This window comes from Salinicola salarius, from assembly GCF_003206135.1.
GTDB classification, from domain to species: Bacteria; Pseudomonadota; Gammaproteobacteria; order Pseudomonadales; family Halomonadaceae; genus Salinicola; species Salinicola salarius.
Genome location: NZ_PZJT01000005.1, coordinates 129,932 through 153,297, shown reverse-complemented (window position 1 = coordinate 153,297; position 23,366 = coordinate 129,932). Strand labels below are relative to the sequence as shown.

Annotated in this window: 20 protein-coding genes; 14 read left to right on the top strand and 6 right to left on the bottom strand. The window is 62.4% G+C overall.

All coding sequences use genetic code 11. The annotated features are described in order from the left end of the window. Both DOM32_RS06070 and DOM32_RS06065 read right to left on the bottom strand, forming a co-directional pair. The gene (locus DOM32_RS06070; RefSeq protein ID WP_110632254.1) at positions 1–696 is read right to left on the bottom strand and encodes an SDR family oxidoreductase; all 696 of its coding nucleotides are present in this window, start codon (positions 694–696) and stop codon (positions 1–3) included. Positions 697–891: 195 nt separating this feature from the next. Then, positions 892–1,332, bottom strand: a complete 441-nt coding sequence (locus tag DOM32_RS06065; protein WP_110632250.1) for a hemerythrin domain-containing protein — start codon at positions 1,330–1,332, stop codon at positions 892–894. A 233-nt stretch (positions 1,333–1,565) separates the two neighbouring features. Between DOM32_RS06065 and DOM32_RS06060 the strand changes: the two genes are divergently transcribed. Further along, entirely contained in the window at positions 1,566–3,350 is a 1,785-nt protein-coding gene (locus tag DOM32_RS06060; protein WP_110632247.1) for an IlvD/Edd family dehydratase, read from the top strand. Positions 3,351–3,414: 64 nt separating this feature from the next. Here DOM32_RS06060 and DOM32_RS06055 read toward each other — a convergent pair whose 3' ends face one another. After that, complete coding sequence (locus DOM32_RS06055; RefSeq protein WP_110632244.1) at positions 3,415–4,143, bottom strand: GntR family transcriptional regulator; 729 nt, start codon at positions 4,141–4,143, stop codon at positions 3,415–3,417. A 332-nt stretch (positions 4,144–4,475) separates the two neighbouring features. Between DOM32_RS06055 and DOM32_RS06050 the strand changes: the two genes are divergently transcribed. From DOM32_RS06050 to DOM32_RS06005, 10 genes are all read left to right on the top strand, one after another. Continuing rightward, positions 4,476–5,456, top strand: coding sequence for a Bug family tripartite tricarboxylate transporter substrate binding protein (locus DOM32_RS06050; protein ID WP_083387464.1), 981 nt, complete (start codon positions 4,476–4,478; stop codon positions 5,454–5,456). Between the two features lie 32 nt (positions 5,457–5,488). Then, a complete protein-coding gene (locus DOM32_RS06045; protein ID WP_110632241.1) occupies positions 5,489–5,968 on the top strand; it encodes a tripartite tricarboxylate transporter TctB family protein in 480 nt (159 codons plus the stop codon). 78 nt (positions 5,969–6,046) lie between these two features. After that, entirely contained in the window at positions 6,047–7,555 is a 1,509-nt protein-coding gene (locus tag DOM32_RS06040; protein ID WP_110632238.1) for a tripartite tricarboxylate transporter permease, read from the top strand. A 72-nt stretch (positions 7,556–7,627) separates the two neighbouring features. After that, positions 7,628–8,749: a mandelate racemase/muconate lactonizing enzyme family protein gene (locus tag DOM32_RS06035; RefSeq protein WP_110632235.1), complete on the top strand. Its 1,122-nt coding sequence runs from the start codon at positions 7,628–7,630 to the stop codon at positions 8,747–8,749. A 64-nt stretch (positions 8,750–8,813) separates the two neighbouring features. Further along, entirely contained in the window at positions 8,814–9,737 is a 924-nt protein-coding gene (locus tag DOM32_RS06030; protein ID WP_110632232.1) for a dihydrodipicolinate synthase family protein, read from the top strand. Positions 9,738–9,826: 89 nt separating this feature from the next. Beyond that, the gene (locus tag DOM32_RS06025; protein WP_110632229.1) at positions 9,827–10,993 is read left to right on the top strand and encodes an alpha-hydroxy acid oxidase; all 1,167 of its coding nucleotides are present in this window, start codon (positions 9,827–9,829) and stop codon (positions 10,991–10,993) included. 590 nt (positions 10,994–11,583) lie between these two features. After that, positions 11,584–11,982 carry a type 2 periplasmic-binding domain-containing protein gene (locus tag DOM32_RS06020; protein WP_071232012.1) on the top strand — a complete coding sequence of 133 codons (399 nt, stop codon included), beginning with the start codon at positions 11,584–11,586 and terminating at the stop codon, positions 11,980–11,982. Between the two features lie 13 nt (positions 11,983–11,995). Continuing rightward, a complete protein-coding gene (locus DOM32_RS06015; RefSeq protein WP_244179821.1) occupies positions 11,996–13,162 on the top strand; it encodes a porin family protein in 1,167 nt (388 codons plus the stop codon). Further along, complete coding sequence (locus DOM32_RS06010) at positions 13,162–15,972, top strand: bifunctional diguanylate cyclase/phosphodiesterase (protein ID WP_110632223.1); 2,811 nt, start codon at positions 13,162–13,164, stop codon at positions 15,970–15,972. The genes DOM32_RS06015 and DOM32_RS06010 overlap by 1 nt, the downstream gene beginning before the upstream one ends. Before the next feature lie 48 nt (positions 15,973–16,020). Then, positions 16,021–16,809 carry a PEP-CTERM/exosortase system-associated acyltransferase gene (locus tag DOM32_RS06005; protein WP_110632220.1) on the top strand — a complete coding sequence of 263 codons (789 nt, stop codon included), beginning with the start codon at positions 16,021–16,023 and terminating at the stop codon, positions 16,807–16,809. Between the two features lie 95 nt (positions 16,810–16,904). On the opposite strand, the gene DOM32_RS06000 is transcribed toward DOM32_RS06005, so the two are convergent. Then, a complete protein-coding gene (locus DOM32_RS06000) occupies positions 16,905–17,987 on the bottom strand; it encodes a tartrate dehydrogenase (protein ID WP_110632217.1) in 1,083 nt (360 codons plus the stop codon). A 202-nt stretch (positions 17,988–18,189) separates the two neighbouring features. Between DOM32_RS06000 and DOM32_RS05995 the strand changes: the two genes are divergently transcribed. Beyond that, on the top strand, positions 18,190–19,104 hold the full coding sequence (locus DOM32_RS05995) for a LysR family transcriptional regulator (RefSeq protein ID WP_110632214.1): 915 nt from the start codon (positions 18,190–18,192) through the stop codon (positions 19,102–19,104). Between the two features lie 243 nt (positions 19,105–19,347). Here DOM32_RS05995 and DOM32_RS05990 read toward each other — a convergent pair whose 3' ends face one another. Both DOM32_RS05990 and DOM32_RS05985 read right to left on the bottom strand, forming a co-directional pair. Continuing rightward, complete coding sequence (locus DOM32_RS05990; protein ID WP_420855087.1) at positions 19,348–20,307, bottom strand: ABC transporter substrate-binding protein; 960 nt, start codon at positions 20,305–20,307, stop codon at positions 19,348–19,350. 153 nt (positions 20,308–20,460) lie between these two features. Then, complete coding sequence (locus DOM32_RS05985) at positions 20,461–21,684, bottom strand: TauD/TfdA family dioxygenase (RefSeq protein ID WP_244179820.1); 1,224 nt, start codon at positions 21,682–21,684, stop codon at positions 20,461–20,463. Between the two features lie 237 nt (positions 21,685–21,921). Between DOM32_RS05985 and DOM32_RS05980 the strand changes: the two genes are divergently transcribed. Both DOM32_RS05980 and DOM32_RS05975 read left to right on the top strand, forming a co-directional pair. After that, a complete protein-coding gene (locus DOM32_RS05980) occupies positions 21,922–22,797 on the top strand; it encodes a LysR substrate-binding domain-containing protein (protein WP_087720599.1) in 876 nt (291 codons plus the stop codon). 127 nt (positions 22,798–22,924) lie between these two features. Then, positions 22,925–23,359 carry a hypothetical protein gene (locus tag DOM32_RS05975; protein ID WP_110632207.1) on the top strand — a complete coding sequence of 145 codons (435 nt, stop codon included), beginning with the start codon at positions 22,925–22,927 and terminating at the stop codon, positions 23,357–23,359. The last annotated feature ends 7 nt before the right edge of the window (positions 23,360–23,366 follow it).

Genomic DNA, 23,366 nt, shown 5'->3' with positions numbered 1-23,366 from the left:
TCAAGTCTCGTCACGCGGTGGCGTCGGTCGAATCAGGATCTCGTTGACGTCGACGCGTTCCGGCTGGCTCAGCGCATAGAGCACGGCGTTGGCGATATCCTGGTCCTCGAGCACCTGCTCGGGCGGCGAGTCGAAGAACGGGGTGTCCACCATGCCGGGCTCGATCAGCGTGACGCGAATCCCCGAACCGCGCAGCTCCTCTCTGAGATTGTGGCCGATACCGGTGACTGCCCACTTGGTGGCGCTGTACATCGAGCCGGCGATGGTGGTGCGGCCAGCGGCCGAGCCCGTCAGCAGCACATGGCCGTGGCTTTTGCGCAGGGCCGGCAGCGCTGCCTGGATCGACAGGCCGACGCCGTAGATGTTGGTCAGTATCATCGACTTCCACACCTCCGCATCGGCCCCGCTGAATCCGCCCGGCGTGCCGCCCATGCCGGCATTGGCGAACAGCCCGTCGAGACGCCCGAAACGGGCAAGGGTCTGTTCGACGGCTCGGTGCTGATCCTCGACGGAGGTGACGTCGCAGCTCAGCGCCAGGGCGCGCTCCTCGCCGAGAGAAGCCACAAGGGTCTCGAGCTTGTCCGTACTACGCGCTGCCAGCGCAACGCGATATCCCGCCTCGACTGCCAGCCTGGCGGTCGCTGCGCCGATACCGCTCGAGGCGCCCGTGATCAAAATGACCTTGTCGTGAGACATCGTCGAATCCTTTCGTCCTGATCGAGAATGACCGCCCACCGATGGCCGAGGGGCGGTCGCGCTGGTTTGGTTGATACAGGTTGGTCGAGAAAGGCTGATTGAGAAAGATTGGCCGAGGAAGATTGGTCGAAATAGGGTAGTCGAGACAGGTTGGTCAAGACAGGTTCGAGACAGGCCGACCGACCTGCCGCGACGTCAGCTGGCTTCCCGGCTTTCCATTTCCTGGCGATAGGTCTTGGCCAGGGAGGCCTTTTCCGAATCCCCCAGGGCGCGCCCCGCCAGCTGGAAGACTTCCTGTTCTTCCTCGTCGAGATGGTGCGTGACCAGGTGCTGCAGCTTCTTGGCGCTGGCCAGCCAGCCGGGAGAGTCGTACTCGGTCGCTTCCAGCGTCTCCAGCAGCTCGTCGATCTCGTGATGCTCGGCCACGCTGTGGCGTGCCTTTTCCTGCGTCATGTCGTGCTCCATCATCGGAATGTAGAGCGCGCGCTCTTCCGCAGCGGCGTGGTTCTCCAGCTCGGCACGCAGACGTTTGTAAAGCTCATCGCGGCCTTCACTGTCGCCATGGGTCTTGACCAGCAGGTCGAGCAGGCGGCGCTGCTTGTCATGGCTTGCACGCAGGTCTTCGAAAAGCGTCATGGTTCTCATCCTTGTGTCACGGTCCTGTTAGCGTCGGCGAATGGACGTTGCATTAGCCTGGGTAAAGACTAGGCGATAAAAGCGGCATCTGCTAAATCCCTCCCCCTGCTGCCGGGCTCGTCCGCTTGTTGCCGCGCGACGATAGCCTGCGGCTTAAGTCGGATGTCATTACTTCGTCAACTGTGGTTACTTACGTCAATAATATTATCAATAATTATGGCGACGAGGACGACATGGCTAACGGCTCTCATGACGACAACCAGCACGGCAATCAACCCGACAATCGAAACGAAGGGCCGGACGACGAACGGCAGACGGGGCTCAACCAGGGGCTGGTGAACTACGGCGATGCCGGCTTCTCGCTGTTCCTGCGCAAGGCGTTCATCAAGGGCGCGGGCTACAGCGACGATGCGCTCAATCGCACCATCGTCGGTATCGTCAACACCGGCAGCGGTTACAACCCTTGCCACGGCAACGCGCCGCAGCTGATCGAAGCGGTCAAGCGCGGGGTGATGCTGGAAGGCGGGTTGCCGATCGAGTTTCCCACCATCTCGATCGCCGAGAGCTTCTCCACTCCGACGAGCATGTACCTGCGTAACCTGATGTCGATGGATACGGAGGAGATGATCCGCGCCCAGCCGATGGATTCGGTGGTGCTCATCGGCGGATGCGACAAGACGGTGCCTGCCCAGCTGATGGGCGCGGCCTCCGCCAACCTGCCCATGCTCGAGCTGGTGACCGGCGCCATGCTGACCAGCGGTCACCGTGGCGTCCGGGTGGGGGCGTGCACCGACTGTCGTCGCTACTGGGGTATGTATCGCGGCCAGGAGATCGACGACCAGGAGATCGAGGAGGTCAACGCCAAGCTGGTGGGCAGCGTCGGTACCTGTTCGGTGATGGGGACGGCCAGCACCATGGCGTGTATCAGCGAAGCGCTAGGTATCGCGTTGCCGGGCAGCGCCTCGCCGCCGGCGGTGACCGCGGATCGCATGCGCGTCGCCGAGGCGACGGGGCGTCAGGCCGTGATCAACGCGCGGGCAGGCGTGACCCCGGACAAGATCCTGACCGAGAAGGCATTCGAGAATGCCTTGCGGGTGCTGCTGGCGATCGGCGGCTCGACCAACGGCATCATTCATCTGACTGCCATCGCCGGGCGCATGGGTATCGACATCGATCTGGCCGCCTTCGATCGCATGAGCCGCGAGACGCCGGTGCTGGTCGATCTCAAGCCTTCGGGTCAGCACTACATGGAAGACCTGCATCGTGCCGGCGGGCTGCCGACCGTGCTGCGCGAGCTGAAGCCGCTGCTGCACCTGGATGCCATGACCGTGACCGGGCGCACGCTGGGGGAGGAGATCGACGCGGTGCCGGCGTTCGAGCAGCAGGTCGTGCACCGCTTCGATTCGCCGCTCTATCACGCCGGCGGGATCGCGTTCGTGCGCGGCAATCTGGCCCCCGATGGCGCGATCATCAAGCAGTCGGCCGCGGATGCCCGTCTGATGGAGCATGAAGGGCGCGCCGTCGTGTTCGAGGACGCCGAAGACATGGCGGCACGGATCGACGACCCGGAGCTGGACGTGACGGCGGAGGACGTTCTCGTGCTCAAGCGGATCGGCCCCGTCGGGGCGCCGGGGATGCCCGAGGCGGGCTACCTGCCGATCCCGCGCAAGCTGGCGCGGCAAGGCGTGCGGGACATGCTGCGAATCTCGGACGGGCGCATGAGCGGCACGGCGGCGGGCTCCATCGTGCTGCACGTGACGCCGGAAGCCGCCCTCGGCGGGCCGCTGGCGCTGGTCGAGAACGGCGACCGGATTCGCCTGAGCGTCAGCGAACGCCGGCTGGAACTGCTGGTCGACGACGAAGAGCTCGCCCGGCGCCGGGAAGGCTGGCGGCCGGTGGCGCTGACCGCCGAGCGCGGCTACCGCAAGCTGTTTCTCGAGCAGATTACCCAGGCGGACCAGGGCTGCGATTTCACCTTTCTGCGGCCGCCGAACATTCAGCGGCGCGTGCCGAAGTGACACCGGGCCGCTTCGCGGCCCCGTCGTGCCTATTGCCTGCGGTCATCGCGGCCGACTACCCGCCTCAGCCGCCTTCCCGGAGCCGGTAGAGGTGCAGGTAGCGCTCCTTGGACGGCTGCAGGTGCTGGTAGCAGAGGCGGTGTAGTTCGGCGCGGTCCTGCCGTTCGAGCGCGTCGATCATGGCGAGATGTTCGTCGCGGGCCAGCAGGATGGACTGGCGGTCGGTGGTGCCGATGAAACGGATGGCATGCGCCTTCTGGGCGAATTCGTTGATGGTGTCGGAGAGATACTCGTTGCCGCAGGCGGCGAACAGCGTGCGGTGAAAAGCGATGTTCTGATGGAACACCGCACGCAGGTCGCCGCTCTCCACGGCAGCGCTGTGTCGCGACTGGATGGCGGTCAGCGCCTCGATCAGCGCGGGCGGCGCCGGCATCGGGATGCGATCCGCGGCGGCCTCTTCCAGCAGTTCGCGCATGACGTAGATCCCTTCCACCTCTTCCGGCGTATAGGATTTGACGAAAGCGCCGCGATTCTTGATGCGTTCCACCAGGCCGGCATTCTCGAGCTGAAACAGCGCCTGGCGCACCACGTGGCGCTTGCCGGCGAAGCGCTGCATCAGGTCTTCCTCGACCAGCCGCTCCTTCGGATGCACGCGATTCAGCACGATGTCCTCTTCGATGGCCGACACGATATCGGTCACGCTGGCCGTTTCGGCGACCGTCTCAGCTTGCTCGTCGACGAGGTATCGGTCCGTGTCGGCGCTGCTCGGTTTGGCGTTGTCCCGTTTTGGCATGAATGTGTTCCCGTCACGATGTAGTTCCCGTCACCCGGTTGGCCATTGTCTTCAGCAGGGCAGGCATGGAGCAAGCGCCGCCGCTGGTCGGTCCGCCGGTTGCAGAATCGATTCTGCCACGCCTGTTCGCCGGATGATGGCGATTTCGCGGCCTTTAGGACCATTTTGTACGCCGTTACTGCTTTAGTCTCTATTGGCGGTAATATTATTGACAATCTGATCGATAAATTAATACGTTCTCTTTGGCACGACAAGAGTAGGTAAGACAAGAGTAGGCAAGACAAGGCTAGGTAAGACAACGACAAACAGACTCCGTCAGAGAGGAATCGATCATGCACGCCAAAGCCCTTCGCCACTGGCTGACGGCCACCGCCGTCGCCATCAGTCTGTCTCCCCTGGCGCAAGCCGCCGATTATGTGGGAGGCGATGAAGTCACCGTTCTGCAAGGATTCAAGCCGGGAGGCGGGAGTGATGCCCTGGCTCAGTTGGTGCAGCCGCGCCTGAGCGAGATCCTCGGCGTCGATTTCGTCAACGAATACATGCCCGGCGCCACCGGGGCCGTCGCCTGGACGCGGCTGGCCAAGCAGTCGCCCAACGATGGCAGCATCATCAGCATCACCAACACGCCGATGCTGATGACCAACTACATCATGAACGACGCCATCACCTACAACACCGACGAGATGACGCCGATCGCCAACGTAGTGACCGATCCGGGCATCGTCGTCGTCAATGCCGACAGCCCCTACCAGACCATCGAGGATCTCTTCGAAGCCGCCGAGCAGAGCCCGGGTACGGTGACCATCGGCAATTCCGGCGTCGGTGGTGACGATTTCTTCACTACCATCCTGCTCGAGCAGGCCAAGGGTCTCTCCTTCAAGAAGGTGCCTTTCCAGGGCGATGGCCCGTCCGCGACAGCGGCCATGGGCGGCAAGATCGATGCCAGCTTCAACAACGTGGGCAACGTCTACGGCCAGATCGAGTCCGGCAACCTTCGGGCGCTGGCGGTGTTCGCCGAGAAGCGGCTGCCCAGCCTGCCGGACGTGCCCACCATGAAGGAGAAGGGGGTCGACGTGGTGGCGGGTTCCTCGCGGGGTTACAGCGCGCCGGCGGGCATTCCGGATGAGGCCCGTCAGCAATTGATCGAGGCATTCGAGACGCTGGCGCAGGAGCCCGACTTCCAGGCCCAGGCGGAAAAGCGCGCCATGAACCTCGATGTCGTCACTGGCGATGACTACCGCGCCATGATCGACCAGATGGAGAGCGATTACCGCGACATCTGGGAATCGGTCAAGGACGAGGTCGGCCGCTGAGTGGCCGATCGATACCCGACGAGGAGGACGCCATGAACGTCAGTCGTTTGCTGCTGGGAGTGTTTGGCATCGTCGTGGCCGGCGTCTTCTTCTTCGACGCCAGCGATTACCCCCGCGCCGCCGCTCAGATGCCGATGATCTACGCAGTCGCCGTCGGGCTGCTGTCGCTGGCGATGGTGGCCAGCGAACTGCGGCTGCAGCGTCGCGCGCCGGCCACTGGCGGCACCGCCGCCGAGCCAGCCGGCCGGGAAGCGGACGAGGCATCACCGGCGCCCAAGCGCTGGGGGGCGGTCGTCGCCATCTTCCTGCTGGCGGTGGGGTATGTCGCGTCGATGACGACGCTCGGCTACGTGCTGGCCACGGCACTGTTCATGACCCTGGCGCTGGCGATCCTGCGCACCGTGAAGTGGACCTTCGCGCTGATCGCCGGTGCGATCCTGATCGCCATGGTGTGCCTGGTGTTCGTGCAGTTCCTGGGTCTGCCGATCCCGCTGCTGCCGAGCTTTCTTTAAGCCTTCGCCAGCACTGGTAAGCCCTCGCCAGCACTGGCGGCCACGACGCTCGGTTCGAGCGCAGGAGAGTAGACGCGCATGGATTCCTCTTTGGTAATGATCGGGCTGACCAATGTGCTCAGCTTCAACAACATTGCCTGCATTCTCGGCGGCACGCTGCTGGGGCTTTTCGTCGGGGCGATGCCGGGGCTGTCGGCGACAATGGCGCTGGCGCTGCTTTTGCCGCTGACGTTCAGCTTCGACCCGGCGACCGGGCTGAGCATGCTGGCTTCGCTCTACGTGGGGGCGTCCTACGGCGGCTCCATCGCCGCGATTCTGCTGCGTACTCCCGGCACGCCCTCGGCGGCGGCGACCGTTCTCGACGGCTTCCCGCTCTCGCAGCAGGGCAAGGCGGGCCAGGCGCTGGGGGTCTCGCTGTTCGCCTCGTTCTTCGGCGGGCTGATGAGCGGCATCGCGCTGCTGACGGCGGCACCGCTGCTCGGCACGCTGGTGCTCGAGTTCGGCCCGGTCGAGCTGTTCGCGATTGCCGTGCTGGGCATCACCATCATCGGTTCGCTGGCGCAGGGATCGGTGATCAGCGGTCTGCTTTCCGGCGGGCTGGGGCTGCTGCTCAGCACCGTGGGGATGGATCTGACCACCGGCACGCCACGCATGACCTTCGATCAGATCAACCTGTTCGCCGGGATCGATTTCACGGTGGCGCTGATCGGGCTGTTCTCGGTGCCCCAGGCGCTGACGCTGATCGAGAACTCCCATCGCGGCAACAAGGTGGCGAGCCGTATCACCGACCGCTTGATGCCACGTTGGAGCACCATCAAGCAGCTGATGCCCAATATCCTGCGTTCCAGTGGCATCGGCATCGTCGTGGGGCTGATCCCCGGCACCGGTGGCGATACCGCCAGCTGGTTCGCCTACAACGAGGCCAAGCGCTTCGCCAAGGACAAGAGCCGCTTCGGCAAGGGAGAGATCGCCGGCGTTGCCGCGCCGGAGGCCGCCAACAATGCGGTCGTCGGCGGTGCGTTGATTCCCACCATCGCCCTCGGGATTCCGGGGAGCTCTTCCACGGCGATCCTGCTGGGCGCGCTGATGGTGCAGGGCATCCTGCCCGGCCCCAATCTGCTCACCGACTACGGCGATGTCACCTATACCCTGATCTGGGCGGTAATTCTCGCCAACATCGCGCTGCTGGTGGTGGGGCTGGCGTTCACCAAGATGAGCGTCTCGGTGACCAAGATCCCCGACGGCTTCATCGCCTGCGCGATTCTGACGCTCTGCATCATCGGTGCCTTCGCGATCAATAACAGCCTGTTCGATGTGGGGCTGATGCTGGGCTTCGGGTTGTTCGGCTACTGGATGAGCAAGGCCGGCGTCTCCCCGGCGCCGATGGTGATCGGCCTGATCCTGGGGCCGGTGATGGAGACCAGCTTCCAGCAGTCGATGCTGATCGGCAACGACAGCTTCGGCGTTTTCCTGGAAAGCCCGATTGCCACCGTGCTGCTGATCCTGGCGCTGCTTTCGATCCTGCAGGCGACCCCGTTCTTCCGCTGGCTGCGTCTGCCGCTCAAGCGCCGCCTGAAACAGAGTTGATTCAGGACGCATGGATTCAAGACGCGTGGATTGATCACACCTGGGTTAGCCCCCTTTCTGGAGAGATGAACGATGACGAGAATTACCGATGTGCAGGCGCGAACGGTCAACGTCGCGCTGGATAATCCGACCAGCTTTTCCAACCGGCAGGTGCTCAAGCGCGACTACGCGCTGGTCAAGGTGACCGGCGACGACGGTATCAGCGGTATTGGCTTCTGCTACGGCGGCAACAACGCCGGCCATCTGGTGACGCAGGCGGTACGCGACCTGCTCAAGCCGGTGCTGATGGGGCAGGACGCGCATCGCGTCGAGGGGCTGTGGCAGGAGATGTACCAGGAAGGGCTGCTGCATGGCCGCACCGGCTCGGTGATGCGAGCGCTGAGTATCCTCGACGTGGCGCTGTGGGACCGCAACGCCCGCGCCGCCAACCTGCCGCTCTACAAGTTTCTCGGCGCCAGCGACGAGCACAGCGTGGCGGCCTACGCCAGCGGCGGCTATTACCTCGACGGCAAGACGCCGGCCAGGCTGGCGGAAGAGATGACCGGCTACGTCGAGAAGGGCTTCAAGGCGGTCAAGATGAAGGTGGGGCGCGAAGATCTGGCCGGCGAAGAGGCACGGCTGGCGGCGGTTCGCGAGGCGATCGGCCCCGACGTGCTGTTGATGATGGACGCCAACAACGCCTGGCGCGATCTTCCTTCGGCCCTGGCGTTCGCGCGCATGGCCGAGCCCTATTCGCCCTATTGGATCGAGGAGCCGTTCAGCCCCGACGATATCGACAACCATCGTCGCCTGGCCGAGCGCACGCCGATCCCGGTGGCAACCGGCGAGATCGAAGCCGGTCGCTGGCGCTTCAAGGAACTGCTGGACAAGGAAGCGGCGATGATCCTGCAGACCGATGCGGCAGTCTGCGGCGGGGTAACGGAATTCCGTCGTATCGCGGCCACGGCGGCCAGCTACGGCGTGGAGATCTGCCCACACTGGTTCCACGATCTTCACGTGCATCTGGTCGGTTCGACGCCGAATGCGCCTTTCGTCGAATTTTTCGCCGACGATCAAGTGCTTAACTTCCGTAGGCTGATCGATACGCAGTTGACCTTCAACGACGGACGGCTGAATCTACCCCAAACGCCGGGACTGGGATTCGACTTCGACGAGGAGGCGCTGTCGCGCTACGCCGTCGAGCCCTGGTCCTGAAGTTCGATAGCCGCGGGGTCATGACCGATCCCATCCACCATTCTCTTTCAAGAGGTCTGTGTTCATGTCGTCGAATGCGCCCTGCGGTACCGTACTCTCTCCGGTCATCACGCCGTTTGGCGAGGACCTTGCTCCCGATGCCGCGCGCTTCGTCGAGCACTGCCGCTGGCTGATGGCCAACGATGTCGGGCTAGCGATCTTCGGCACCAACTCCGAGGCCAACTCGCTGTCGGTGCAGGAGCGCCTCGACCTGCTCGATCATCTGGTCGCGGCGGGGCTCGACACGAGCCGTCTGATGCCGGGTACCGGCTGCTGTTCGATACCCGATAGCGTGACCCTGACACGCCATGCCGTTAACCAGGGCGTGGGTGGCGTGCTGATGCTGCCGCCGTTCTACTACAAGGGCGTCTCGGAGGAGGGGCTGTTCCGGTTCTACAGCGAGGTGATCGAGCGGGTCGGCGACGAGCGGCTGCGGCTCTATCTCTACCATATTCCGCCGGTGGCGCAGGTGCCGATCGGACTGGGACTGATCGAGCGCCTGTTGAAGCGCTATCCTGAGGTCGTGGCAGGAATCAAGGACAGCTCCGGCGACTGGGCCAACACCCAGTCCGTCATCGACGCCTTCGGCGCACAGGGGTTTCGCGTCTACGCGGGCAGCGAACGCTTCCTGCTGCCCACGCTGCGGGCCGGCGGCGCCGGTTGCATCAGCGCCACGGCCAACGTCAATCCCCGCGCGATCTCGGCGCTGGGTGCCAGCTGGCGCGAGGATGACGCCGACGCGCGCCAGCAGGCGTTGAACGAGATTCGCGATATTTTCGAGAGCGTGCCGATGATTCCGGCGCTCAAGGCCGCCACCGCCCATTTCAGCGGCGATCCCGCCTGGGACCGCCTGCGGCCGCCACTGGTCTCGCTCGACGACGGCCAGCGCGACAGGCTGCTGACGACGCTGGCGGGGGTCAACTTCGCGATGCCGGGACTGAAGGGATGACGGCTTGCCGGCATCGCTCGCCGACTTTTCTTGTAAAGCCTGACATCGCCGTAGGACTCTTTTCCCTTTTCCACGCGTAAGGATCATTCGTGACGCGCCAACAACGCCGCCTGTCCCGTATTCGCAACTTCCTTGATCTCGAACGCGCCGGCAAGCGCCATCTTCCCCGGCCGATCTACGGATACGTCGCCAACGCGGCGGAAGAGGGCAAGAGCCTGGCCGCCAACCGCGCGGCCTTCGATGACTACTGCTTCGTGCCGCGGGCGCTAAGGAATGTCTCCCGCGTCTCGCTCGAGACCGAACTGCTGGGCACGCGTTATGCCGCACCGTTCGGCATCGCCCCGATGGGGATCAGCGCGCTGTCGGCCTATCGCGGCGATCTGGCGCTGGCTCGCGCGGCGTCGCGGGCCGAGGTGCCGATGATCATGAGCGGGTCGTCGCTGATCCCGATGGAAGAAGTAGCGAAGATCGACGGCAGCGATTGGTTCCAGGCCTATCTGCCGGGGGACCGGCCCGGCATCGAGGCGCTGCTCGAGCGCATCGAGCGAGCGGGATTTCGTAACCTGGTCATCACCGTCGACTACGCGGTGCCGCCCAACCCCGACAACAACCGGCGCAGCGGCTTCTCGTCGCCGATTCGCCCCAGTGCCCGCCTGGTACTGGATGGGCTGCTCAAGCCCCGCTGGCTCTATGGCACCTTCTACAAGACGCTTCGTCATCACGGCATTCCCCACTTCGAGAACAATCACGCCACCCGAGGTATTCCGGTCATCTCGCGGAACGTCAATCGCGACTTCTCGGGACGCACCCATCTCGACTGGGACTATCTCGCACTGGTACGGGAACGCTGGCCGGGCAACCTGGTCGTCAAAGGCATCCTGCACCCCGAAGATGCGAAGCGCGCCAAGGATCACGGCGCCGATGGCATCATTGTCTCCAATCACGGCGGCAGGCAACTGGATGGCACGATCGCCCCGTTACGGGCACTGCCCGACATCGTCGAGGCTGTCGGCGACTATCCCGTCATGATCGACAGCGGATTCCGGCGCGGTACCGATGTGCTGAAAGCGCTCGCGCTGGGCGCGCGATTCGTTTTCTTCGGCAGGCCTTTCAACTACGCGGCGGCCTACGCCGGGGAAGCGGGCGTCGAACACGCGATTCATCTGATGCGGGAGGAAATTGCGCGGGATATGGCACTTCTCGGCATCACGGAAATCCAGCAGATGGACAAGAGCCGGCTGCGGGAAGTTCGTTAGCCGGCAATGTAGAAAGATCGTCTTTGATTACTAAAAATCACAATAACGTTTAAAAACATTACTCTGCGGCAAATTCTATCTATTGATCGGTTTTTACGTTATCTGGCCTTTATTCGCCCATTTAACAGGCAAATCTGAGATTTTCCTGGGTTTCCTATCTTTTTGGCGGGTTTCCGTAAATATCATCGATTAACAATGTCGGCGGGTAAGTTATGGCAATATGCTACGCTGCAAAAATATTTACCCGATAGGGCAATAGGGGAACATGAAGATAAAGGAATTGAAGATAAAGGAATGCTCGCCCGTCACAAGACGGTGGCAGGGAACGCCATGAGACTGAAATCGTAAGTCAGCTTACTTCGAAGCACATTAGCCCAATTGTAAAGTTCAGGGATCGCTCTTGATGCGATTATCGACATGCCAGGCTCTTCGATCAGTCACGCTGAGCGCTGCACCGAGATTTTGCCGCTCGGTATTTCCGAGATGGGACCGGGTTCGGATCGGAGGTCATCCTTGAAAACCTCAACGACAGCAGCAGAGTCAGGGAGTCATGACGCATGCGGAGGGGGTTGACCGGATGTCTGTTGCTCATGCTCACTCTCGTCTCTTTCTGCAGTCTCGCAGATGAGCCCGCAACTCTCGTTATCGCCAATCGAACCGTGCATCAGTCCGCTTTGCCGCTAGAGACGCTCAGAGCCATATTCGCGATGCGGCAAAGAACGTTGCCAGACGGACAAGCCGTCCATGTCTATGTATTACCCGACGACAATCCGGTCCACGAAGACTTTTCCAAGAAGGTACTGGGTGTCTATCCGCACCAGCTTCGTCTGGCCTGGGACCGTGCGGTGTTTTCCGGGACCGGGCAGGCCCCCAATGAAGTCGACGATGAAACCGAGATGCTCGAGGCTATCGGCTCCACACCTGGCAGCATCGGCTATATCCAACAATCAAGCCTGAATGATCAGGTTCGGGTGCTCGATATTGAATAGATTGAAGCGTGTCTTGATCGCCGCTCAGGCTGCCATAACCACGATAGGGGCCGCTGGCGCCCATGCGATGGAAACGGCGGATACCTTCCAGGTTCATGGCTTCATGAGCCAGGCGCTCATCGTGACCGATCACAACGATTTCTTCGGTTCCAGCAGTGACGATGGCGGCAGCCTGGAATATACCGAGCTGGGGCTCAATGCTTCCTTTCGCCCCTTCAGCCATGTCCTGGTTGCCGGTCAGGTGTTGAGCCGGAAAGCCGGCAACTACGGAGACGCCTGGCAGCCTGAGCTGGACTACGGCGTCGTGGATTATCAGCTGATCGCCAATGAAGAAAGAGCATTCGGAATACAGCTGGGAAGATTCAAGAATCCGTTTGGATTCTACAACCAGACGCGTGATGCGCCATCGACACGCCCCAGCATCCTGCTTCCCCAATCCATCTACTTCGATAGAAGCCGATCTTTAGGGCTGGCTTCGGATGGGCTGAGCATTTACAACGAGGAGCGGTTCTCCAACGGCACTCTCTATATTCAGGGCGGTGTCGGCATGCCTCAGGTCAATAGCGACGCCGAGATTTCCCTGTCTCCCGATAATCCGTCTCTGGACAGCAAGCTCTCTTCGATCGGGCAAGTGCTCTATGCCCATGATGGCGGTCGGATCAACGTGGCACTGAGCATGGCTCGGGTCAGGGCGGATTATCAGTCCAGACAGGAGCGGCAGGCGAAAGGCGAGTTTATTTTCCAGCCAATAATTCTGTCTTTCCAGTACAACGCGGAAAACTGGAGCCTGACGACGGAGTACGAATATCAGCGGAAGGAACTGAAGGACTTTGCGGTCTCTTCCTACAATGGAAGAGTGAATGGAGAAAGTGTCTATGTTCAATACTTGTACCGGCTCTCCAACCGCTGGCAATGGTTGTTGAGATACGACTATGCCGTCAGCGACAGAAACGACCGGGATGGCGAGCGCTTCGAGGCGTCCGGTAAAGGACAGGACTATTCACGATTTGCCAAGGACGTGACGACGGGCGTGCACTGGCGAGTGACTCCCAACTGGAATATTCAAGCGGAAATTCATCATGTCAATGGTACGGCCTGGCTGCCGAGGCAGGACAATGACGACGACAATACCGAACAGCACTGGAACATGCTGTTGCTGCAGACTTCGTTCAGTTTCTGATGTCACATCCTGATTCTCGTCCCTATCGACTCAGTCTGAAATGGCGGGCTTTCGCGCTGACCAGCCTGATACTGCTGGGGCTGGCGGTCCTCATCACGTGGATCAGCTACAAGAGCCTGATGGAGCAGTTTCAGACCCATCAGCAGGTCAACCAGCGCGAACAGCGCCACCAGATCGAGACGTCCCTGCAGAGCGCTGCCAACGAGTTGAAGCAGTTGGCCGCCGTCGCGGCTTCTTCTGAATCGCTCAATGACGCCCTGCTGTCGCTGAACCAGGCCGAAATTGCGGAATCTCTCCGAAACCAGTGGCCTACGCTGCAGCTGGATGCCGGGATCGACGAGCTGGTCATCTTCGGCCTGGACGGCGAGCTTCTAGCCTCCTATGGCGAAGACAACAACGGTAACGATAAACGGCCGTCGCGGGCGTGGCTGTCGAAAGTCGTCGAGTCGGAACAGCCGCAGGACCTCCTGCTGTGTGCCGGCTCCTGCCTTCAGTTTGCGGCGGTGCCCATTCTCGTCCAGGGGGAAAATGCCGGCGTATTGATGGTGTCCCGATCGCTCGTGGATGTGATGAGTTATTTCCAGAGGAGCTCGGGAGACGATATCGCGCTGCTCACTCGGCAGGAAAGCGGGGCAACCCACGGTAATTCGGAGCGCGTCATACCCGAATGGGACTCCTATTCCCTGGCGCTGACGCATCAGGATATCGTGCTGCCGGTCCTCAAGGAGATCTCGCGCCGGGTGTCGATCGAGGCCCTGATCGCCAGTCCGGAAGATATCGAATACGGCGGGCGCCAGTACGAGACGAGCATCATTCCCCTCGAAAGCGGAGAAGCGGGCAGCGCCAACCGTTCAGGCTATTTCGTCTCCGTCGAGGACGTCACCGCGCAGTTGGAGGGCATTCGGGAAACCACAGGAATGGTGTTCTTCGTTGCCCTGGCGGGATGGTTGTGTTCCGAGGCTTTCCTGCTCTTCCTTTTATGGAAACCCACGCTTCGAATACGAACGCTGAGTCAGGCCCTCCCCGGGCTGGCGAGAGGAAAATTCGCGGAACTGAGATCGCAGGTATCGCGTCATTCCGAAGGAAAGCCCAAGGATGAAATCGATGTCCTCGCGGATACTGCCGTCGAGCTCTCCTACCAGCTGGAGCGGCTGAAAGGCGAAGTCACTGCCCGCGGAGAGTTGCTCGAGCAGCAGGTCGTGGAGCTGGAGCGTGAACGGGATCTCGTCAGCGGCTTGATGAATACCGCCCAGGTTCTGGTCGTCGTCCATGGTGGCGACGAGATATTGATGGCGAATCGCTACGCCGCGGACATGCTCGATGCGTCCGAATCCAGACTGGTAGGCGGCTCCTTTGCGAAGACGTTTCAGCCCTTCGCAAGAGAGTTTCATAGTGGGCAGCAGGAGAGTGACCTGGTCACCCTGAAAGGAACGCGTCGAACGATTGCCTGGCACCATACGCCGCTGAATACCTGGGCCGATGGCAAACCCGCAACGATATCCGTAGGGCTGGACATTACCGACCGAAAAAGTGCGGCGCAGAGAATTTCCTGGCTGGCGAATCGAGACCCTCTTACAGCGCTCTACAATCGAAGCTATTTCGAGGGCGTACTGGCGCATGCCGTCGTTCGTGACATGCATGGTGCCATGCTCTACATGGATCTGGATCGCTTCAAGGAAATCAATGAACTGGGCGGTCATCAGGCGGGAGACGATCTATTGGTGCTCGTTTCCGAGATGTTCCAGAGACAACTCAGTCATGCCGGCACGATTGCCCGGTTAGGCGGCGATGAATTTGCCATTTTGATGGAAAATGCCTCCGCCGAGCAGGCCGTCATATTGGCAAATATCATTACCCAGAGTCTGGAAAAAATCAGTCTCGATGTGGATGGACAGAAGCACAGGGCCGTTGCGAGTATAGGTATCGCTTTGTATCCGGATCATGGCGCCACACCCAAGGAATTGATGGCGAGTGCCGATTTCGCCATGTATCGGGCCAAGGAAGATCCGGCGCAGCGATGGCATCTTTTGTCGGCGCAGGCGGACAAAGAGGTGCTGCAGGAACGGGTCTACTGGGAAGAGCGCATTCGCCACGCACTGGAGCATGAGGGCTTCGAACTCTGGGGCCAGCCCATTGCGAGTGTCGACGGTCTGAAGGTGAAGCATAACGAGGTCCTGCTGCGCATGCGTTCCTCCGATACGGGCGAGATCGTTTCGCCGGGATCGTTCATACCGGTGGCGGAGCGTAGCGGCCAGATCGTCAGTATCGATCGCTGGGTCATCTCGGAAAGCTTGAAAATGATGGGGTCCTGGGGCGACTCCGATCGGCGGCTGGCCCTCAACGTATCGGGCCAGTCACTGCACGATGAAGCGCTGACGGGGTTCCTCGAAAATGCGCTGAAGATGAGCGGCGTCTCCGCCCATCGGCTGGTCATCGAAGTCACGGAAACCGCTGCGGTCACCGACTTCGCCACGGCTCGCTGCATCCTGCAGAACATTCGGGACCTGGGATGTGCAATAGCCCTGGACGACTTCGGCGTTGGTTTCAGCAGTTTCTACTATCTGGACCAGCTGCCCATTGATTACATCAAGATCGACGGTTCCTTTATTCGGGACCTGCCGGAAAATAAACGTAGTCAAATGATCGTCAAGGCCATCGTCGAGATCGCGAAAGGGTTCGGCAAAAAGACCGTCGCGGAATTCGTCGATCGGGAACCTGTTTATAATATTTTGAAAGAGTACGGCGTGGATTATATACAGGGATACTGGTTGGGTAAGCCCCGACCTTTTAGCGAAAGCCTTGATGACTGACGACGCTCGCTTGAATACGGGACATTGGCTTGAACACGGGACATTGGGATGAGTCTGTACGATCAGTTTCATCAGCAGTTCGAATTCGTATTGGCAACCTCGGAAGCCGATAAACGGTACGTCTATCGCTTGCGCTATCAGGTCTATACGTCCGAGTTCGGCCATGTCATGCCGGGGGAGCCCGAGCGGCAGCTGGAATATGACGAATTCGATCGCTCGGCGCTGCACTGCTTCATCCGCCACCGTGCGACGCAGGAACCCGTCGCCTGCATCCGCGTCATCTACCCCGGCTCCGGTCACGGCCTTCGTGAACTGCCGATCGAATCGAACTCGCGCGGTGAATTCTGCCATGCCGAACTGAATCCGGATCTCCTTCCCCGGGATTTGACCTGCGAGGTCTCGCGCGCCGCCATTCTGGGGCGTTACCGAAAGCGGCAGTCGATGCCGGATCCCGTAGCCGAGAACGAAGGGCCGATCTACCCGCGCACCGACAACGACTACAAGGTGGCTTCGCTGCTGGGCGTTTCCGTCTATCTGGCCTCGACCGTGATGATCGGTCTGATGGAGCGCCGCCATGCGCTGGCACTGATGGAGCCGAGGCTGGCCAGGCTGCTGGGGCGATTCGGGCTTGCATTTCTGCGAGTCGGCAACATTCAGCAGTTCAACGGCGTCCGTGCGGCTTATTACATCGACCAGCACCAGGCGGAAGGGGCGCTGAAGCCGGAACTGCAATCGTTCTATCGCGATATCGTCGGGTCGCTGTCGGCACAGTTCGGCGAACCGGTCCACCGTGGCGTCCAGAGCCGTTCTGCCGTGGCCGAGTACGCCGGCTCCTGAACACGACCCGAGCCGGAATCTGGGGCCTACAGCTCCGGTCGGCATGATGCTTGTGCAACGGCGACGGCGATATGGATCGCCGTCGCCGTTTCGTTTCAACCGATGGCCGCGGCGATCTTCTCGCCCAGGCTGCGGGTCGTGCCCTGGCCTTTCAGGTCCGGCGTCAGCGCGGACTTGTCGTCGTTTGCCAGCACTGCCTCGATGGCGCTGACCATCGCGTCGCCGGCTTCCTTGTAGCCGAGATGTTCGAGCATCATCGCGCCGCACCAGATCTGGCCGATGGGGTTGGCGATGCCCTTGCCGGCGATATCCGGCGCGCTGCCGTGGACGGGTTCGAACAGACTCGGGAACTTGCCTTCCGGGTTGATGTTGGCCGATGGCGCGACGCCGATGGTGCCGGTACAGGCCGGGCCGAGATCGGAAAGAATGTCGCCGAAGAGATTGCTGGCGACGACGACGTCGAACCAGTCCGGATGCAGCACGAAGTTGGCGGTCAGGATATCGATATGGAACTGATCGACGCTGACGTCCGGATAGCCTTTCGCCATCGCTTTCACGCGCTCGTCCCAGTACGGCATGGTGATCGAGATACCGTTGGATTTGGTCGCCGAGGTCAGCTTCTTGCGCGGCCGGCTCTGGGCCAGTTCGAAGGCGTATTTCAGCACCCGGTCGACCCCGGTGCGGGTCATTACCGTCTCCTGCATCACCGTCTCGCGGTCGGTGCCTTCGAAGATCTTGCCGCCGATGCTCGAATACTCGCCCTCGGTGTTCTCGCGCACCACGTAGAAGTCGATATCGCCGGGCTCGCGGTCGGCCAGCGGGCTCTTGATCCCCGGCATCAGGCGGCACGGCCGCAGGTTGATGTACTGGTCGAAATGGCGCCGGAACTGCAAAAGCGAGCCCCACAGCGAGACATGATCCGGCACCTTGTCCGGCCAGCCCACCGCGCCGTAGAAGATCGCATCGAAGCGTGAAAGCGTCTCGAACCAGTCGTCCGGCAGCATCTTGCCGTGTTCCAGATAGTAGTCGCAGCTGCCGAACTCGAAGTGCTCGAACTCGAGATCGATATCGAAGCGTTTGGCAGCCGCCTCCAGCGCACGCAGGCCTTCCGGCACTACTTCGGTACCGATGCCGTCGCCGGGGATGACGGCGATCCTGTGAGTCTTGTTCTGGGCCATGGGGGATTTACCTCATGAAGTCGGTGATTGGCTGGAAGGCCGCACCCGGCGCTTCCCGAAAGATGACGCCCGTGTGATACACCGCTATCGCCATGAGAACGGCACGGTCAAGGCATCGTAGACGAACCCAGTGTAGTGGCTGAACGGTGCGGGATAATCCGGGTAGAATCGAATCGACTCTTGCTCTGAAGTGGAGAATCCGGTGGCTTCGATCGATGATCTCGCTTTTTTCCAGCGCATCGCCCAGGCCGGCAGCCTGACGGGCGCCGCCCGGGAGCTCGGGCTTTCCCTGTCGGCGGTGAGCAAGCGGCTGCAGCAACTGGAGGCGCGGCTGGGCGTATCGCTGGCGGCGAGAACGACGCGGCGTCTGGCGTTGACGGCGGAAGGGGAGCGCTACCTGCGGCGCGGGGCGATGATCCTCGATGATCTGGGCGATCTGGAAAACTCGCTGGGAGACCAGGACGCCATGCTCTCGGGGCGGCTGCGAATCAACGCCACCTTCGGCTTCGGCCGCCGACACGTGGCGCCGTTGATCTCGCGCTTTGCCGAGCGCCACCCGCGACTGGAACTGCTGCTGGAACTGACCAGCTTTCCGGTGGGACTCGACGAGCAGGGCTTCGATATCAACATTCGTGTTGGCGACCCGCCGGATTCGCGCTGGATCGCCCGGCGGCTGCTCGCCAATCGTCGGATACTCTGCGCCGCTCCCGGTTATCTGGCGCAGGCGCCCCGGCTCGAACGGCTGGAAGACCTGGCCCGTCATCGCTGCCTGATCGTGCGGGAAAACGATACCGACTATTCGCTGTGGCGGTTCGAGGCCACCGATGGCACGCGGCTCCAGCGCGCCATTCGGGTTCAGGGCCGGCTTGCCAGCAACGACGCCGAAGCCATGACGCGGATGGCACTGGACGGCCACGGCGTGCTGCTGCGCTCCTGGTGGGATGTTCACGAGCATCTGGCGAGCGGCGAGCTGGTGGCCCTGCTGCCCCAGTGGCGGGGAATCCGCGCGGACTTCCATCTGCTCTACAGCGAACGGGCCCGGGAGAGCACACGGATCCGGCAGTTCGTCGACTTCATGACCGCGGAAATGGCCGGCCGCGTGCCTGCGCTGCCCTGAAGGCGGCTACCGGATGAGGCGGTCGGCCGGGGCGGGCGCCAATCGCGGACAAAAAAATGCCCACCAGGGGATGGTGGGCAAGTAAGGGATCATTCAAGGGAACACCTATTCAGAGTGCCGGGTGTTCCGTTAGTTCCGAGAGACGGCAAAAAAATCGGCATGAATTTGTAACGGTTTTTTGCTAGCGCCGTCTCGCGTCTCGATGCCGGCGCTTGGATTCTGAAGGAGCCAGTCTTCTCGACTTCAGAAGGAGAAAGACTTCTCGACTTCAGGCCATGCGGGATCGCCGCCCTGGGTCTTCACGCCTTCCAGCATCTTTTCCACGCGCTCGGGATGCTGCTCGATCCACGCCTTGGCGACCTCTTCCATCGGCTTCTCTTCCTGTCCGTACTGCTTGATCATCCAGCTCTGCTCCTCGGCAGAGAACGAGAACTGATTGAAGAAGGTCACCAGATTCGGATGAGCATCGGCATAGTCGCTCGCCATCAACGTGCGCACGTCGCTGGCGCCGTTGCCTTCGCCGAACAGGTTCTTGGAATCGCTGAGATAGCGCATGGGGAGTTCGAGGTTCATCCAGTGCGGCGTCCAGCCGACCCAGACGATAGGCTCTTCGTTGGTGATGTGGCTCTTGGCGGCGCTCAGCATGCCGACCGTGCTGGTATCGACCAGCGTCCAGTCGCCCAGCCCCCAGGCGTCTTCATCGATCGCCTTGTTGAGGATTTCGCTGGCGGCGGAACCGGCGCCGAAGCCGTAGATCTCGCCCCGGAACTCGTCGCGATGGGCATCGAGATCGGCGAAGGAGGTGATGCCGCTATCGTAGACGTAGTCCGGCACGGCCAGCGTCATCTGCGCGCCGGTCACGTTGGTCGCCAGGCGGGTAATGCTGCCGTCGGCTTCCAGCGGCTCCAGCATTGGGTTCTGCGCTGGCAGCCAGGCGCCCAGGAAGACATCCACGTCGCCGGTATCGAGCCCCTGATAGATCACCTGCAGGCCGATGTCCTGCGTCTTGCCTTCATAACCCAGCGGCGCCAGCAGCTGCCGGGCGATTTCGGTCTTCACCGTGATGCCGGGCCAGGACGGCACGCCGAAGTTGATCTGCTGGTCTGCCGCCATGGCGGTGCTCGTGCCCATCAGGGCGAAACCGGTTCCTGCGATCAAACCGGTGGTCAGCGTCAGGGCGGAAATCGTCATCGGTCGTTTCATTTGTTGTCTCCTGTCGTTCCCTCAATTGGCGTATCCCGTTCCGCGAAGGCGGACAGCCTGGCAGAAATGCACCGGGATACACGCAGAAAAGCCGCCCGGTCATGAAGTTCACGACCTCGGGCGGCTCGTATCAACGTCGTGCCGCGCGTCGGTTCACCGCGACAGCACTCGTAGATGTGATTGCAACATGTCCAGATCGAGATAGGTACCCTGGAGATGGCGCTTGCCGGTGTTGGGGTCGAAGGCGTTGCGACCGTGCAGCACGCGGCGGTTGTCGAAGGCGACCATCTGGCCGGGGGCGAGCGTCAGCTCCACGCGCCCCTCCGGGCGGCGCAGAATCTGCCAGAAGGCGCGGTAGGCGTCGTACCAGGCCTCGATCCGATCCAGCGGCAGGCTCAGCGTGTCGCGAATCCAGTTGTTGAAGCGGATCTCGCGGGGGCGGCCTTCGGCATCGAGATCGATGACCGGCTCGCGCACGGCGATATCGTGGCCGTCGTCCTGAAAGCGGAAGTCGATGGGCGTCTCCGACAGCACCCGGAAGGCGTCCGGCTTCTCGGCGCGCAGGATCTCGGCGGCCGCAAAGCCGTCGGCAAAGCTGGATTCGCCGCCCTCGGCATCGTTCTCGAGGCAGTAGAGCAACTGGATGTCCGGCGGCTGCCGCCAGTTGGGCAGGTCGGTGTGCAGCTCGAGCCCGATCGCCGTGTAGGCCGCGTTGTTCGGGTTGGGGACCGAACGCACGTCGAACCGGCCACCGAAGTTGGTCGAGCGCATCGGGCCGATGCTCTCGGCAATGCGTGAGACTTCTTCCAGCTCGCACGGCCCCCGGTCGAGCATGACCAGGCCATCGCGCAACAGGGCGCTGACCCAGCGGCTGCGGCCCTCGCTGCCGCCGACGAAATCGGCATGTTCGACGTGCTCGGGGGCGAAGCCTTCGGGCCACGGCGTCGGGGTGGGCAGCAGTGTCGCCAGCTCCTCGCCGGGGCAGCGCTGATAGAGCCAGCCGGCATCGAAGCGCGACACGTGGCCGTCCTGCCAGACCAGCGTCAGGGAGCGCGCATCGAACTCGAGCGACGCCAGCGCCTCGTCTGCCTCGAAGCGCTCCCACAGCGGATCGTCGAGCAGCTTGTAGAGGCGTTCGCGCGTCATCGGGTGGCGGCACTGGTCGCAGGCGCAGTGATCGCGCAGCCACATCAGCGGAAACTGGCCGGACCGACCATCCGACCAGCTCAGCGTCACTCGACGCGCCTGCCCGAATGCGCTCTCGAGCTCGGCGGCCGGCGCGCCGGCGTCCTGGCGGTAGCGGCGCAGTTCGGCCATGTCGATGGGTTGATTACCGCGATGGGTATGGGTCTCGTTAAAGGCGTTTCCGGATGACAAAAGGCACTTCCTCGATGGCTGACAGCGCCATCTTTGTTAACAGCGTGTGTAGATGAGTGTCACAAGGATGCGGATTGCGCCGAGACATGACAAACGATTAATCTGACCGCAAAGGCCAAGCTGAGCTAATGGCCGACTTTGGCTATTAGACTTACGAACCACCGCTAGACGTACGGACCACCAGATCCGAGATCCATTCTGACGAGATTCATTCTGAAGAGAGCTTCGACGAAGACCATGTCCGAACTCCCCCCGGTATTGTGGCTGCAGGCGTTCGAAGCGGCGGCGAGAACGCTGAGCTTCACCGAGGCCGGCCGAGAACTCGGCGTCACCCAGTCGGCGATCAGCCAGCGCATCCGGCTGCTGGAAGATCGCGTCGGCCAGTCGCTGTTCGTGCGCTATCCGCGTAGCCTGGCGCTGACGCCGGCAGGGCAGGCCTGGTTGCCCAGCGTTCAGGGCGCGTTCACCCGCCTGGCCGAAGGCACGTCGGAAGTCTTCGGTCCCAGCCCCGGCGCGCCGGTGACGCTGCGGGCGACGCCGGCAATGCAGCAGACCTGGCTGGCGCCGAGATTGATGCGATTCCAGCAGATGCACCCAGAGATCACCCTGCGGCTGGTCAGCGCGATCTGGGCGGACGACTTCGGGGCGGAAGGGGCCGACCTGGAGATTCGCTACGGAGACGGCGAGTGGAACGACGTTACCGCGGAATGCCTGGGGGAAGAGCGGCTGTTGCCGGTCTGCTCCGCCGCGCTGGCGGCGGAACTGCATACGCCGGAAGATCTGGCGGGCAGGACGCTGCTGCATGCCGCGGGGTTCGCTGCCGGCTGGCCGCGCTGGCTGGCCGAGGCGGGCGTCGCCGGGCTCGAGCATCGCTGCCAGGCGATGATCTGCGACACCCACGTGACGACGCTGGCGCTGGCCTCCTACGGCGGCGGCGTCGCGCTTTCCCATCGCCGCCTGCTCGAAGCCAGCCGCGATCTGGTCGCGCCGTTCGAGCTCGACATGGCGACGGACGAAGCGTTCTGGCTGGTCCGGCCCAGCCGCCGCCAGTTGCGCCCGGCAGCCGCCGCGCTGTGGGAGTGGCTCTCCCGGACCCGCGAATCCGCACCCTGAACGCATCACGTATCCCGCGGCGAGCGCTACACTATGTCCATGGAATATGTCCATGGAACGTCATGCCCGGCTGACGCCGGGCGCAGGCAGCATTCCCGTAGGTGAGATACCCACCCGGAGGTGGATCATGCGCATCTCTATCATGCCCGTCAGCCGTCGCCGCACACTGGCCGTCACTTGTCTCGCGCTGGCGATTGCCGGCACGGCGCTGGGCAGCGCGCCCGCCGTTGCCGATGGCGTCACGGTGGTCGATCCCCAGACCGGCCACCGCGTGAGACTGCCGGACAACGACCGCGATGGCCGTGCCGACTACGTGCCCAGGCACATGGACATCAATGTCAGCCCCAACCTGATCTACCCACGGGAAACCCGCGAGCGGCTGCCCAGCGGCGGTGGTTCGATCTGCCGGGGCAACGATGGCGGCTCGACCATTTCCACCGCCCGCCGTACCTGCGATCCGAATGCGCCCGCCGGCGACGGCGGCCCCCAGGCGGCGCCGAACCCGGGCGCTTCCTCGACGCCGACCCGGCCGAACAATTCTTCATCCACCCGGCTCGACTGAGCCGGGC

Bases quoted from the DNA above. Each gene is read 5' to 3' on its own strand.
- DOM32_RS06040 (WP_110632238.1), top strand. From the start codon at position 6,047: ATGGATTCCTCTTTGGTAATGATCGGGCTGACCAATGTGCTCAGCTTC.
- DOM32_RS06060 (WP_110632247.1), top strand. From the start codon at position 1,566: ATGGCTAACGGCTCTCATGACGACAACCAGCACGGCAATCAACCCGAC.
- DOM32_RS06045 (WP_110632241.1), top strand. From the start codon at position 5,489: ATGAACGTCAGTCGTTTGCTGCTGGGAGTGTTTGGCATCGTCGTGGCC.
- DOM32_RS06030 (WP_110632232.1), top strand. From the start codon at position 8,814: ATGTCGTCGAATGCGCCCTGCGGTACCGTACTCTCTCCGGTCATCACG.
- DOM32_RS05990 (WP_420855087.1), bottom strand. From the start codon at position 20,307: ATGAAACGACCGATGACGATTTCCGCCCTGACGCTGACCACCGGTTTG.
- DOM32_RS06050 (WP_083387464.1), top strand. From the start codon at position 4,476: ATGCACGCCAAAGCCCTTCGCCACTGGCTGACGGCCACCGCCGTCGCC.
- DOM32_RS06010 (WP_110632223.1), top strand. From the start codon at position 13,162: ATGTCACATCCTGATTCTCGTCCCTATCGACTCAGTCTGAAATGGCGG.
- DOM32_RS06065 (WP_110632250.1), bottom strand. From the start codon at position 1,332: ATGACGCTTTTCGAAGACCTGCGTGCAAGCCATGACAAGCAGCGCCGC.
- DOM32_RS06055 (WP_110632244.1), bottom strand. From the start codon at position 4,143: ATGCCAAAACGGGACAACGCCAAACCGAGCAGCGCCGACACGGACCGA.
- DOM32_RS06070 (WP_110632254.1), bottom strand. From the start codon at position 696: ATGTCTCACGACAAGGTCATTTTGATCACGGGCGCCTCGAGCGGTATC.
- DOM32_RS06020 (WP_071232012.1), top strand. From the start codon at position 11,584: ATGCTCACTCTCGTCTCTTTCTGCAGTCTCGCAGATGAGCCCGCAACT.
- DOM32_RS05975 (WP_110632207.1), top strand. From the start codon at position 22,925: ATGCGCATCTCTATCATGCCCGTCAGCCGTCGCCGCACACTGGCCGTC.
- DOM32_RS06035 (WP_110632235.1), top strand. From the start codon at position 7,628: ATGACGAGAATTACCGATGTGCAGGCGCGAACGGTCAACGTCGCGCTG.
- DOM32_RS06000 (WP_110632217.1), bottom strand. From the start codon at position 17,987: ATGGCCCAGAACAAGACTCACAGGATCGCCGTCATCCCCGGCGACGGC.
- DOM32_RS06005 (WP_110632220.1), top strand. From the start codon at position 16,021: ATGAGTCTGTACGATCAGTTTCATCAGCAGTTCGAATTCGTATTGGCA.
- DOM32_RS05980 (WP_087720599.1), top strand. From the start codon at position 21,922: ATGTCCGAACTCCCCCCGGTATTGTGGCTGCAGGCGTTCGAAGCGGCG.